The organism is Limimaricola cinnabarinus LL-001, assembly GCF_000466965.1.
Taxonomy (GTDB): Bacteria; Pseudomonadota; Alphaproteobacteria; order Rhodobacterales; family Rhodobacteraceae; genus Limimaricola; species Limimaricola cinnabarinus.
In genome coordinates this window covers 1-11,461 of sequence record NZ_BATB01000080.1, presented here as the reverse complement: position 1 = coordinate 11,461, position 11,461 = coordinate 1, and the positions used below count along the sequence as shown (strand labels likewise).

Below are 11,461 nucleotides of genomic sequence, written 5' to 3'. Positions count from 1 at the left end.
GGCCGACTGGCCGGCGCGCATCTGGCGATGGACGAGGCGGTGCGCAACATGATCGTGATGGGCGGCGCGACCCGCGCCGAAGCGCTGCGCATGGCCTCGACCACCCCGGCCGCGGCGCTCGGACTCGGGCACAAGCTGGGCCGCGTCGCGCCGGGCTTCCACGCCTCGCTGACGCTGCTCGACGACGATCTGCAGGTGCTCGGCGTGGTCGTGGACGGCGCGACATTCCTCAAGGACATCGACTAGGTGTATGGTCCCGAGGTAAAGTGGCACGGCTCTCGGTGGGGCAGGTCGGGGTTGGTCTGCCATTCTCGCCAGATGAATTGCGCCGGGGTTAGCCCCTTGAGCGTCTTCAGGCGCCGGACCGTATTATAGGAGTCGATAAAACAGGGCGAGGTAGCGTTCGAGTTGCGCGTGATCGTCGTAGTGGTAGTGCTTCACCGTGGCATCTTTGATCGTCTGGTTCATCCGCTCGACTGAGGGCCAGCTTGACAAGACCGGTTGCCCCCGCGCGCCCGAAGGCCAGCATGAGCCGCCCTGCCCCGCTGCCCGGCAGCGCATGCACCCAGATTTGCTGCGCCGGCGCGCGCAGCAAATGCGCGACCAGCCGGCGATGCTGGCGGTCCGGGTCGAAACGGTCGGCGGCGCGGCTTTGAGACATGCCTCCTTGTGCCGCCCGCCCGGCAGGTTTTCCAGTGGCACTGTTAGGTTGATGGCGTCTTGGAAGCCCGGTAGCTCGGTCGGTTGCTGAACCTCGGCGATCTATCCCGCCTCAAGGGGTATCGCTTTCCGCGCACCGTCATCGGGTACGCCGTCTGGGCGTACCACCGCTTTGTACTGAGCTTGCGAGACGTCGAAGACCTCTTGGCCGAGCGGGGGGTCGTCGTATCCTACGAAACGATCCGGGTGTGGGTAGCGAAGTTCGGGACGCAGCTCGCCGCGAAGATCCGACGCGATCGACCTGATCCGTCCGCCAAATGGCATCTCGACGAGGTCGTTCTCAAGATCAACGGTGTGAAGCATTGGCTGTGGCGGGCAATCAACGCGAACGGCGACGTCTTGGACATCCTCGTACAGTCACGCCGCGACACCTCGGTCGCCAGACGGTTCATGCGCAAGCTTTTCAAGCGATGGGGCCTGCCGCGGGTAATGGTGACCGGCAAGCTCGGATCCTACTCCGCCGCGAAGGCGCAGGTTGCCCCATGCGTAGAGCACCGTCGTCACAAGGGGATCAACAACGCGGCGGAAGCATCGCATCGGCATACCCGCTGACGAGAGAAGGTGATGAGCCGGTTCATGTCGCCGCGACAGGCCCAGCGGTTTCTGTCGGTCCACGACCAGACCGCCCCCATCTTCCGCTCGCGTCGTCACCGCCTCTCCGCAAACTCCCATCATCGTGCAAGACAAGACGCATTCGACCTATGGGCCGCCTACACGGCCGAAATGTCCGCTTGAGCGGCCGCCGACGAGACATTGGCCGTCCATACAGAACAACCTGACAATCCCCAAGAGGAATAGGTCACAAGCCATTGATCTTGCTATAAAAAGTAAGCCCAAGGTAGCGGCGAGGGACTAACCTTGGGCTTGGTGGGGAGGGGACTATTTCTGCGGAAATAAACTGGGATCTACGTCAGGTAGAGCGGTAGCTCTCGACGAGTTCCTTCAATCTGGCCTCGAATTCATCTTGCAGTTCGGGCGCCACCGGCACTGCCTTGAGGGTCACCGACACGTTCTTCTTGCCGCGCTTGGCGACGAAGGATGCGCCATTGGACAGCGTCAGGGTCGCAGGCCGAGCCGCAGGCACCTTCGCCCGTGTGGTTGTCGAGCTGGAAGACTCCAAAGTGACAGGCTCGTCGGCGACAGCCTCCTGGCCCATGGCCTCCATGATCTCGGCCTTGAGGGTCTCCCGATCACTTCCGTCTCCCATATGCTTAGCGAAGCGCTTAAGGATGGGTGTGGTAGCTCCCTCCGGGAAGATGTCGCGGACCTCATCCTCGTGCTTCCAAAATTTCAGGGAGAGGGATACCTCCCACTGCCCTACCCCGATAGTCTCGGCGATCTGGGTCTGGGTCAGCTTGTTGTCTTCTGCCTTGAGATGCTGCGCAATCCTCCCGATCGACAGGTAGCGTTCGAGAGGACGGAGATCCTTGCGGACCGTGTTCTCAGCGAAGCGCTCTTCGAGGTCCGCCAGCGTGTGGTCGCCCTTCTCCGCAGCGTCGAACACGCTCTCGGTCTTCTGTCCGATGACAGCGAGGGTCGGGATACCAAGCTCGACGCAAGCGGCCAGCCGCCGCCGGCCAGACTGCAAGAAGAAGCGAGCCTGCGGATCGATCTTGAAGGGGTCGGTATCCTTAGGCGTCCACTCTGGGTTACAGGGCCTAACGCGGATCGGTTGCGTCTGCCCCCGCCTCGCGATGTTTGTCTTCAATGCTTCGAACTCGGCACCCTGCTTCCAGTCACCTAGTCGATCGGACTGAATTTCGTCTTGGATCTGGGTTGTGTCGATCTTGATGCTGACCTCACCTTTCAGGATCTGCCTCGCGATAGCCTTCATACGCTCTCTGAAGGTGTTGGTCGCCTCTTCTTCGGCAGCTTTGTAGTGACCCCCTCCTCCCCCCGGAAGCTTTCCCTCCATGGGCCTGTCGCCTACAGCCACCTCAACTTGCTGTCGTTGTGCAGCGACTTGGTCGCGCCTCTTCATCGGCATCTTCAGCTCCATTTCTGCTTAATGAAGGTGTCGGCGAAGCCCTTGCTGGGGAGCTTACCGCGCCACACGAGATCAACGAGGTGGTCATTCACCGCGTTGGCGTTGTCTGTGAATGCTTTGGCTGAGGGTCTCTTCCCTCGTGTCTCAGGCACGTATTCGTATATGGACTTGTAGTATTCAGCTGCGTTCGAGACAGCCTCGCTCCGCGAGTAGAACACTTGAGAGATCATGTCTTCGCGGTCGTAGTAAAGGTCAGCCACCTGATCGGTATCCTGCTCGTTTACGCCTTGGATGATAGTCGGGAGGACAATGTGCCTCCCTGCCCCGATCACCTCGTCCTCTCTCGCATTCCTCTTGAGATACTGTGCCACGGCGTTCGCATAGCTACCAAGCGTCGACAGATCGAATCCTTTCATCGTCTGCGGGATCACGACGTTCGTAGCAGCCACCAGCCCGTTCAACTGCATCAAGGTCAGCGACGGCTGCTGATCGATAATGATCACGTCAATCGTCTCATCCATCGCCGCGTGGTAGCGCTCGAGATTGAAAGAGCCATCTTCGTTCCGGAGGTCGGCTGTGGTCGTGCGAGGACCGTAGGCGTCATCCCAGCGCTTGATGGCTTTCTGCAGCACGGAGTGCGTCGAGATGTCGACGTCCTCGGCGAGCATGAGCAGTGTCAGGTCACCGTTCTGAATCTGCGCGCCGGCCGGCATGAGTTTGGCACCGGGCCACGGTGTCGTGGTCCACATGGCGTGCATCTCTTCTACCGGCCGATCGAGGTTGGGAGACTTGTAGTTCTCGACTCCCATGAATGCCGCCACTGTCTGCGCCTCTCCAGTCAGCATCGGGCTGTTCTGGTCAGCAAAATACAGGGACACAGTAGCCTGGGGGTCGCAGTCAATGATGCCGACGCGAAGGCCATACTGCATCGTCAGATACTGTGCGAAATGCGCGGCCGTCAGGGACTTGCCGGTGCCGCCTTTCTGCGCCCCGAACGTGACGACGGGCAGGGGGTCACCTGGTTCACGCCAGTAGAGGTATCTGTTCTTGACGCCCACTTTCGCTTGCATGACGGCCCGCATCAGCATGACGTCAGAGAGCGAGTAGACAGAGCCACGCGCACCCGGCTCCCCACGAGGGAAGGCGGGGTTGTTCTCTGGCTCTTCACTCAGAATGCGCTGGATGTAGGTATCAGTGACGCCCAACAGATCTCCTACCTCCCGGCCGAGGAAGCGCCGCTCCAAACGGCCCTTCATGGTGAGATCTCGTTTCAGCGTTGAGCCAACGGTCTTCATTTCGTCGGCGAGCTTGGTGAAGAAGTCTTCGAGCATCGGTGCGGGAGCCTCCGGGCTTGAATTATTTCCGCAGAAATAATCAGGTTCTTATGTCTGTAATTGCACGATCTCGTCGGTGGCTGTCACCTGATCGAGGTCCGAGATGGAATTATTTCCGCAGAAATAATAGGCGGTGTGCTGTTCAAGTGTCGTCATGTAGTCACCGGGTCTTGTCCGAATGTGGCATGGTATCGTCCGAGGTCAGAAGCGAGCTTTCGCAGCTTGGTCGCTAAGCTCGTGCCTGCCTTCTCCCGAGCCTTGTTGAGATACATCATGAATTGCGACAGCGGCGGAGCGCGCCTGTGATGCTTCGGCCAGACAGACTGAATGCAGCGGGCCAGATGGATTAGAAGGGGCAGGGGGTCCGGCGTAGACTTAATTACGCTCTGCGCTTGCACCGCCAGATCATCTGGCGCTACGGTCACCCCAAGGCTCTGCCAAATCGACTGGAGCTTCCCCTGTACCGCCGGAGCAATCGTTGAAGTGTCCGTCGATGGCGGGCGATGCTCTTGGAGAAGCCGATGCGTAGCTGAAACCAAGCTTGGGGCTGGCCGGTGAGACCATGAGCCGTAGGTGTTGCCGCGCCCGATAGCGTCGGACCACTCCTCGATCATTCTATTCACTACCACCTCGACCTGCGGCGAAGACGCGCGCACGCGGTTTTCTGCGACTTCGGGTTCGGACGGGTGGAGGGAGTGGTTATCTTGAATCTGGTTAGACTCTTTATAGCGTTCAGCAGGCTGAACAGGGCAGTCAGTAGGCTGAACAACCTTCGGTGCCTTCCGGCTACGCAGGTGAGCCTGCCACTCCGGCCAGAACGGGACGCGATAGTGAAGGTGCGCGTTGCCGCCATACCCATTTTGCGTGCTCTCAGTCTCGAGCAACCCAGCAGCTCGCAGCGACTTGATGTGTGCTGAGATCGCCGCCTTCGACTTTCCCATCATTGAAGCAAGAGTCCTCTGCTTGATGAAGCATTCCCCAGTCTCGGAGTCGGCATGCATGCAGATGATAATTAGAGCCCGGAACTCCCCATCCTTGAGGTAATCCAGGTCAACGAACTCGCGCGGAAGCGCGGTGAAGGGAGCTTTCGCTCCGAGGGAGAGCATCATTTTGAGCGCACTTTTTCATTACCGCGCGCCAATGGGGCTTGCGGGGGACTGCGAAGTGGCGCTATCAAGAGGGTGAAAATGGGGTTCTCTTGATAGGACCGGGACACTTAGAAAGCTCAGATCGGTTGCAGCCGGCCTGGGCTTTCGTCTCGTTTGAGGTCTAGTTCAGCATGCTTGCCTCTTAGTGCATTTTAGTTGTCCGCAGTTAGACACTTAACACACACACCCCGCAAGCCCTATTGGGTGGTTCCCGATCCCCCGTTTCCCTGCGTCTGCTCCGAGAATGCCTCTACCGCAGGCTTTCCTTGAGCCTCAGCCCCGATTTCAGCTCTAAATTTTTCTTCCAGAAGGCACGAAACTGTTGCTGTTCCGACACGCATCGCGAGCAGTTTGACGAACGTTAAACGCGAAATTAAGTGAATTTTCTAAGAAATTCGCTGAATTTCATGACGACTCACGGGTTAGGGCACTCGGAGCGGCTGGAATCCGATTCGAGAGAGGGTAGGGGTCCCCAACCAGATCAGAGGAACCGGTCGATCGAGACGTAGGCTTGCACGAGGATCGGCTGGATGGCTGCCCAAGCGACGGCTTCCGCAACCTTCCTTTTGAAGGCCCCGGTCTCAGCCCAGTAGGTGATGACCCGCTTGAATAGCCCCATGTCTCGTGGATGCCTTCCTGACTAAATTTGAGGCAAGGGGCCCTGTTACATTCCCACGGCCTTAGAGCGCCTAACAGAACCGCCTGATCTGGTTCATGCAGATGATGGCTGTGGCGAGTTTGGTGAGGGCCATGTGGATGTCGGCGCGGCGGTCGTAGCGGGTGGCGAGCCTGCGGAACTGTGCGAACCATGCGAAGGTCCGCTCAACGACCCATCGGTGGCGCCCGAGCTTCGAGGAAATCTCGACACCGCGCCGGGCGATGCGGGGGGTGACCGACCGCGCCCGGCATTCGCGGCGGCACCGGCGGTGATCGTAGGCCTTGTCGGCATGTAGCTTCTGGGGTCGCTTGCGGGGGCGACCGCGCTTGCCCGAGCGCACCCCCGGCACGGCGTCGAGCGTGGCCGCCATCGCCCTGCTGTCGTGGCGGTTCGCGCCCGTCAGCGTCACGCCGAGCGGCGTGCCCCTTCGGTCCGTGCAGCAGTGCCTCTTCGTGCCTGCACGACCACGGTCCGTCGGGTTCGGGCCGGTCGTCTCGCCCCCCTTTATGGATGGCCCGCCCCTCCCGCCGGCGCTGTAGAATGCCGGCAGTCAAAAGAGGAAGGAGCGAACCATGAATATCGTGATCCTTGGAATTGATCTGGGCAAGACCACCTGCAGCGTCGTCGGTCTCGACGCGGACGGCAAGGTCGTCGTGCGGCGACGGCTACGTCGCGATGGAGTGGTGGCATTCGCCGCCAAGCTGGCTCCCTGCGCTATGGCCATGGAGGCGTGCTGTGGCGCCCACCACATGGGACGAGCGCTGGCGGCATTGGGCCACGACGTCCGTTTGATGTCGCCGGAATATGTGCGTCCCTACGTCAAGGCGCAGAAGAATGATGATCGCGACGCCGAGGCGATCGCAGAAGCGGCGACGCGGCCGACCATGCGTTTTGTCGAGCTCAAGAGTGAGGAGCAGCTCGACGTCCAGACGCTGCATCGCGTGCGTGATCGTCTGGTGGGCGAACGCACCTCCCTCACAAACCAGATCAGAAGCTTGCTTTTGGAGCGCGGACACACCGTGGCGCAGGGCCATGCTCGTCTGCGCGGCCTACTGTGCGAGCTTCTGGATGCCGACACAGATGCACTAAACCCGCGCATGGCATTCCTGCTTAGGGACATGCGCACTCGGTGGGAGGAACTGGACCGCCGCATCGCCGCCTTCGACACAGAGTTTGCAGCCATGGCCCGGACCGACGAGCGCGCTCGACGACTGACAGCCATCCCAGGCATCGGCGCGCTGAACGCCACAGCGCTAGTCGCCGCAGTAGGCAATGCAGCAACTTTTTCGAAGGGGCGCGATCTGGCTGCGTGGCTGGGTCTTGTTCCTCGCCAGGTCACGACCGGCGGTAAGCCAAAGCTCCTTGGCATCACCAAGCGAGGGAGCCGCTATCTGCGAAAGATGCTCATCCAAGGCGCACGAGCTGCCATGCCCGTGGTGTCACGGAAAGACACCGCAACCGGGAAATGGCTGCGGGCACTCCTAGCCCGCGCGCATCCAAACGTCGCCGTTGTCGCGTTGGCTGCGAAGATGGCGCGCATCGTCTGGGCGCTGCTTCATCACGGACGCAGCTTTCGGGTCGTCTTCTGATAGAGCGTTGAAATCATTGAACCGGTACTCGGCGTAAGCATTGCCGGGTGCCTCGAGCTGCGAGTGGTGAGAGGAAGATGGCCTAACAGTCGACCGGTGTCCCGAGAACCTCCGGCGCAAAATGGCCCGACGAGGCCGGCCCCTTTATGAGGATCGGGACGCGCGGATCTCCATCTTGGCAGCGGCCGACGAGCCGACATGCCGGATACGTTTGTGCAGACTGATCACACCATCACCCAATCGGCGCTTGCACCCGGGGCGGGCCATACGTTTTGCCCCGATGGACGCGGCGTCCAAGGAGGCGCGGGACCAGTCCAGCTCGCCCGCCCGGTCGAGGCGTTCCAAGAGCACCCGGTGTAGCCGGTCCCACACACCCGCCTGCTGCCAGTCCCGCAACCGCCGCCAGCAGGTCATGCCCGAGCAGCCGAACACCTCGCGCGGCAGCATCTCCCAAGGCATGCCGGTCCGCAGCACGAATACGATCCCCCGAAGCGCCTCTCGGTCCGGCACCCGAGGGCGACCCCCGTTCGGCTTCGGTGGCTCCTCCGGCAGCAGCGGCGCCACCACCGTCCACATCTCATCGGGCACAAGCTCATGTCTCATGCCGAGAGAATCCACGAGACGAGGATAGGTTTCGTTAGGCGCTCTTAGTCACATTATACCGGAATCTATCCCGGCTCCGCTGGTAGCGGCGGGTCATCTCGGCCGAGGCATGGCCGAGCTGCTTCTGCACATGGCGCTCGTCGATCTCGGCTGATGTCGCGAGGCCTGCGCGCAGCGAGTGGCCGGCGAACAGCGCCCGGCGCTCGGCCTCGGGCAGTTCGGGCCGCAATCCAGCAGCCAAGGCCGTGCGCTGCACCAGCCGTGCCACATGACGGTCGTTCAGGCGGCGCTCCAATGCCAGGGTCCCGTCCCGGCTGACGGCGGTGAACAGCGGTCCGAAGTCGATCTTCGCGAAGCCCAGCCACGTCTCCAGCGAATGCACCGGGCAAGTGGCCTCGCTGGAGCCGCGCGCAATCTCGATCTCGCGCCAGCCGGTCTTGCCGCGCAGCGTCACCAGCACGCCGGCCTCGAGGATCTCGATCCAGCCGCTGCCGTCGATCGTGTCGTCCTTGACCCGGTCGAGGCCGACCAGTTCCGAGCGCCGCAGCGCGCCCGCGAAGCCCACCAGCAACATCGCCCGGTCGCGCAGCCCGCGCAGGTCGTGGCCGAGGACGGCGAGCATGGCGCGCAGATCGTCCGGCCCGATCGCGTCCTTCTGCACCGGCGGCCGGGCGTGGCGGCGGCGGATGCCGGCAAGGACGGTGGCGATATGCCGGTCGCGGCGGTCGAGCCGCATCCCGCGCTGCGCGTAGCCCCAGGACAGCCCCGCCAGCCGGCGCTCGATCGAGGCGACCGAGAGCGCGCGCGCCTTGCTCGACGGCGCGGCGAGGTCGGTGATGTAGAGCCCGACCAGATCGGGGGAGGAGGGCAGGGGGTCGGCGCCCTTTATTCGGCACCAACGAGCGAAGGCGACCCAGTCGCGCGTGTAAGCGATGCGGGTGTTCTCGGCGATGGCCTGGTCGGCATAGCCGCGGGCGGCGTCGACAAGGCGGTCGAGTCGACCGGAGCCCGCGACATGGTGGGGCAGGGCGATTTGGGTCGGGATTTCGGGCGTGTCCGGCATACTGATTGGCGTAGCACGCTGATGTCCGATAAACCAAGATTACCGGACATCTATGACCGCACAGGGTGGCGGTTTGTCGGCCCTACAAGGGACGCGAGCGCCCTCGGTACAGCAGCCCGATCGACACCTTTCTTAGATGTGCAACCAAGGGTCTTCGCATAGCGTAGCAACCGTTCAGCCGCCGCAACTTGACCTCACAGCTTCGATGAAGTTTCGGCAGCGGCAGTGAGGTAGCTGTGGCTGCATAGGGGGCTGGCGGCCGGAGGGATCATCTTGACCTGAACGGCTCACGCGTCGTCTCGCCTGGTTGCCTTTGAAGGCCGCGGAGCCTTATCGGTGCAGCCGGGGATCAAGTGCGAAACGCTCCTGCTGCACATCATCGAAATAACCAGCTGCTCGATCCGCATCGAAGATCAGGTTCCAGCTGTGTCGGGAAACGGTCGATGGTACCAAGCAGAACAGGTGATCTTGCAAGAGCTGATCACCGAAAGCCTGCTGACCGGGGCCGTGAGATCCTGGAATGAGCCAGTTGGCATTCGGAATATCTTCGGCAAGGACAACATGGACCGCGGACATGTCGATGATGCGAGCGCTTGTCAGCACATGAGGGGATGTGTCGAGCATCTTGAAACCCTTATGAACCGCAACCTCCATGATGGCGGTCGCAGGGTCAACGGAGGTATATACGGTACGGACACCCCTTGAATTCCAGCGGCCACCGACGCGATACGATCCTTCGCCCGTGTCCCAACTGCTCGCATGCCGTTCTTGATCTAGACGCCAGAACCGGAGCTCACCCATACCGAGCGGCGGCGGTAATGGCGTCACGAATAGACCCCATATTCGATGCGCGTCAGGTAGTCGTCGACCGCCTCCACCCCCGCAGTTGAGGTCAGCAGATCAATCGGTCGCCGATTGTCGAGACCGATCGCAGGTTCGAGAAGCCATGCCTCCGCCGCAGCTTGCGTTCCCAGGACGTCTGTTGCTTTGGCAATGATCTCGGCGAACCTCCATGCGCGGCTGCTCTGTTCGGTCGAAAGCACCTTCTGCTTCACCTCAGACCTGCGACGCTGCAGCGTTCGTATGCTGATCCCGATCGCCTTGGTCAGCACGTCGCCCGTCGACAGGACCTGAACCCCGTCGACCAAGTGAAACAGCGATCTCGAAGGGATCCCCTGAACGATCAGGTCGTGCGCATCGAGCGCGCTACGGACATCGCGCTTCATGATCTTGCCACCCCCCAAAAGGCGGTAGGCGCGGATCGCATCATTCTCGACTGCGGCTGGCGTGCCGCGTCCGCCAGGTTCGTTGGTAATAGTCATAGCCGACATGAGGTGGTCCCCCGACATGTGTCGCTAGAAAGATGACACCTGTCGTGCTCTTGTTCAAGTACTACCCCGCTCCGGAATGGGCTCGCCGATCGCTGTGGGCTGTGTGCAATCTGTAGGCGGAACGCGACATCGCGTCACGCCGCGTACCACGAGGCAATTTTCGTGTTATGAATTTTGTCCCGGGTGCCAGCGAGCGCCTAGGCACGCAAAGCAACAACAACAGGACATGCGCATGCTGATGGATCCGATCTTCACTCACTGGACCGCAGTCTACCGTTCTGCCGGCGAAGATGAACCGACCGCCACCACGGCCGATTTTCGTGATATGGGTGAGGGCGATCAGGTCGACGCGCGGGTAGCGAAGGCCCATTTCCGGACGGTCCTCGGCCGCGGCGCTGAGCTGCTCGAGGTCTATCCGGTCCGCAATCCGGACGAGGCGCTCGAAACTTACCGGGCGACCAAGGGCCGCACTGAGCTCTGCTTCGCCTGAGCTAGACGGCCTTGGGGACAGATCCTCGGGGCCGACCATGCCACGGTGATGCGGTGATGCGGCGCCGGTCAGATCAGGGCGGCGTAGAGCTCGCCTAGCATCATGTGCCTATCACGCATATCGACCTGCCCAATCTTGCGGGCGCTCGCGTTGATGCGAATCCTCAGGAAGCGCAGGAACACCGATGGCACGATGGCGTCCGGCGATACCACGAAACGGATCTCGGTCGTGGGTTCGTAATGCCGGACCGCCTAGCGGCGATGACCTCGAGACTGCGCATGATCTCGGGCAGAGGCGGGGGCGTCGTGGGGCTGTTCATGGCCCGCAGCATGCTGAAGCGACCAGCAGAAGACCATGCCTGATGATGCGAGCGGCCTCGGTACCCGAGGCGAACCTCGGTGCAGCCCGCCGCCTTCAGCTCACGCCTGTGTGCGGCGGTGTCCTGCAGGTCGGTCGAGACACAGGCGTAGCCAATCAATGCCGTGGTACGTCCTATTCTAATTCAATAATGCGAGAAGATACGGTCGTTTGATGACGA

General features: G+C 61.6%; 11 protein-coding genes and 4 pseudogenes. 4 read left to right on the top strand and 11 right to left on the bottom strand.

From position 1 onward, the window contains the following. Positions 1 to 246: amidohydrolase family protein (locus MBELCI_RS16835; protein WP_045320401.1), on the top strand; the 246-nt coding region annotated here is incomplete at its 5' end. Here MBELCI_RS16835 and MBELCI_RS20530 read toward each other — a convergent pair. Continuing rightward, positions 243 to 477 (bottom strand): annotated as a pseudogene (locus MBELCI_RS20530) (integrase core domain-containing protein); the annotation flags it as partial. The gene MBELCI_RS16835 and the pseudogene MBELCI_RS20530 sit on opposite strands and share 4 nt — an antisense overlap. A 270-nt stretch (positions 478 to 747) precedes the next feature. On the opposite strand from MBELCI_RS20530, the pseudogene MBELCI_RS16825 reads away from it, so the two are divergent. Next, positions 748 to 1,455, top strand: a pseudogene (locus MBELCI_RS16825) (IS6 family transposase). Positions 1,456 to 1,630: 175 nt separating this feature from the next. Here the strand turns inward: MBELCI_RS16825 and MBELCI_RS16820 are convergent. The 5 genes and pseudogenes from MBELCI_RS16820 to MBELCI_RS16805 form a co-directional block, all read right to left on the bottom strand. Further along, positions 1,631 to 2,719, bottom strand: coding sequence for a ParB/RepB/Spo0J family partition protein (locus tag MBELCI_RS16820; protein ID WP_081698643.1), 1,089 nt, complete (start codon positions 2,717 to 2,719; stop codon positions 1,631 to 1,633). After that, the gene (locus tag MBELCI_RS16815; protein ID WP_021695447.1) at positions 2,710 to 4,038 is read right to left on the bottom strand and encodes an AAA family ATPase; all 1,329 of its coding nucleotides are present in this window, start codon (positions 4,036 to 4,038) and stop codon (positions 2,710 to 2,712) included. Before MBELCI_RS16815 ends, MBELCI_RS16820 begins: the two co-directional genes overlap by 10 nt. Positions 4,039 to 4,193: 155 nt before the next feature. Continuing rightward, positions 4,194 to 5,150: a helix-turn-helix domain-containing protein gene (locus MBELCI_RS16810; RefSeq protein ID WP_045320399.1), complete on the bottom strand. Its 957-nt coding sequence runs from the start codon at positions 5,148 to 5,150 to the stop codon at positions 4,194 to 4,196. Between the two features lie 520 nt (positions 5,151 to 5,670). Continuing rightward, on the bottom strand, positions 5,671 to 5,808 hold the full coding sequence (locus MBELCI_RS21120; RefSeq protein WP_021695446.1) for a hypothetical protein: 138 nt from the start codon (positions 5,806 to 5,808) through the stop codon (positions 5,671 to 5,673). A 70-nt stretch (positions 5,809 to 5,878) separates the two neighbouring features. After that, positions 5,879 to 6,346, bottom strand: a pseudogene (locus MBELCI_RS16805) (IS5 family transposase); the annotation flags it as partial. Between the two features lie 73 nt (positions 6,347 to 6,419). Here MBELCI_RS16805 and MBELCI_RS16800 point away from each other — a divergent pair. Continuing rightward, entirely contained in the window at positions 6,420 to 7,436 is a 1,017-nt protein-coding gene (locus MBELCI_RS16800) for an IS110 family RNA-guided transposase (RefSeq protein ID WP_021695444.1), read from the top strand. A gap of 237 nt (positions 7,437 to 7,673) precedes the next feature. Here the strand turns inward: MBELCI_RS16800 and MBELCI_RS16795 are convergent. The 4 genes and pseudogenes from MBELCI_RS16795 to MBELCI_RS16780 all read right to left on the bottom strand — a co-directional run. Continuing rightward, positions 7,674 to 8,039: pseudogene (locus MBELCI_RS16795) on the bottom strand (transposase); the annotation flags it as partial. Between the two features lie 34 nt (positions 8,040 to 8,073). Continuing rightward, the gene (locus MBELCI_RS16790) at positions 8,074 to 9,102 is read right to left on the bottom strand and encodes a tyrosine-type recombinase/integrase (protein ID WP_021695442.1); all 1,029 of its coding nucleotides are present in this window, start codon (positions 9,100 to 9,102) and stop codon (positions 8,074 to 8,076) included. Positions 9,103 to 9,432: 330 nt separating this feature from the next. Beyond that, positions 9,433 to 9,903 carry an RES family NAD+ phosphorylase gene (locus tag MBELCI_RS20170; protein ID WP_235047654.1) on the bottom strand — a complete coding sequence of 157 codons (471 nt, stop codon included), beginning with the start codon at positions 9,901 to 9,903 and terminating at the stop codon, positions 9,433 to 9,435. 23 nt (positions 9,904 to 9,926) lie between these two features. Next, positions 9,927 to 10,433, bottom strand: coding sequence for an Xre family toxin-antitoxin system antitoxin (locus MBELCI_RS16780; protein ID WP_021695441.1), 507 nt, complete (start codon positions 10,431 to 10,433; stop codon positions 9,927 to 9,929). A gap of 232 nt (positions 10,434 to 10,665) precedes the next feature. Between MBELCI_RS16780 and MBELCI_RS16775 the strand changes: the two genes are divergently transcribed. Then, a complete protein-coding gene (locus MBELCI_RS16775; RefSeq protein ID WP_021695440.1) occupies positions 10,666 to 10,923 on the top strand; it encodes a hypothetical protein in 258 nt (85 codons plus the stop codon). Between the two features lie 68 nt (positions 10,924 to 10,991). Here MBELCI_RS16775 and MBELCI_RS21115 read toward each other — a convergent pair whose 3' ends face one another. Beyond that, a complete protein-coding gene (locus MBELCI_RS21115; RefSeq protein ID WP_158497404.1) occupies positions 10,992 to 11,135 on the bottom strand; it encodes a hypothetical protein in 144 nt (47 codons plus the stop codon). Between the last annotated feature and the right edge of the window lie 326 nt (positions 11,136 to 11,461).

What these genes read in the sequence shown, in the direction of transcription:
- MBELCI_RS21120 (WP_021695446.1), bottom strand. Translation starts at nt 5,808, where the DNA reads ATGGGGCTATTCAAGCGGGTCATCACCTACTGGGCTGAGACCGGGGCC.
- MBELCI_RS16790 (WP_021695442.1), bottom strand. Translation starts at nt 9,102, where the DNA reads ATGCCGGACACGCCCGAAATCCCGACCCAAATCGCCCTGCCCCACCAT.
- MBELCI_RS16775 (WP_021695440.1), top strand. Translation starts at nt 10,666, where the DNA reads ATGCTGATGGATCCGATCTTCACTCACTGGACCGCAGTCTACCGTTCT.
- MBELCI_RS16815 (WP_021695447.1), bottom strand. Translation starts at nt 4,038, where the DNA reads ATGCTCGAAGACTTCTTCACCAAGCTCGCCGACGAAATGAAGACCGTT.
- MBELCI_RS16780 (WP_021695441.1), bottom strand. Translation starts at nt 10,433, where the DNA reads ATGTCGGCTATGACTATTACCAACGAACCTGGCGGACGCGGCACGCCA.
- MBELCI_RS16820 (WP_081698643.1), bottom strand. Translation starts at nt 2,719, where the DNA reads ATGGAGCTGAAGATGCCGATGAAGAGGCGCGACCAAGTCGCTGCACAA.
- MBELCI_RS16810 (WP_045320399.1), bottom strand. Translation starts at nt 5,150, where the DNA reads ATGATGCTCTCCCTCGGAGCGAAAGCTCCCTTCACCGCGCTTCCGCGC.
- MBELCI_RS20170 (WP_235047654.1), bottom strand. Translation starts at nt 9,903, where the DNA reads ATGGGTGAGCTCCGGTTCTGGCGTCTAGATCAAGAACGGCATGCGAGC.
- MBELCI_RS16800 (WP_021695444.1), top strand. Translation starts at nt 6,420, where the DNA reads ATGAATATCGTGATCCTTGGAATTGATCTGGGCAAGACCACCTGCAGC.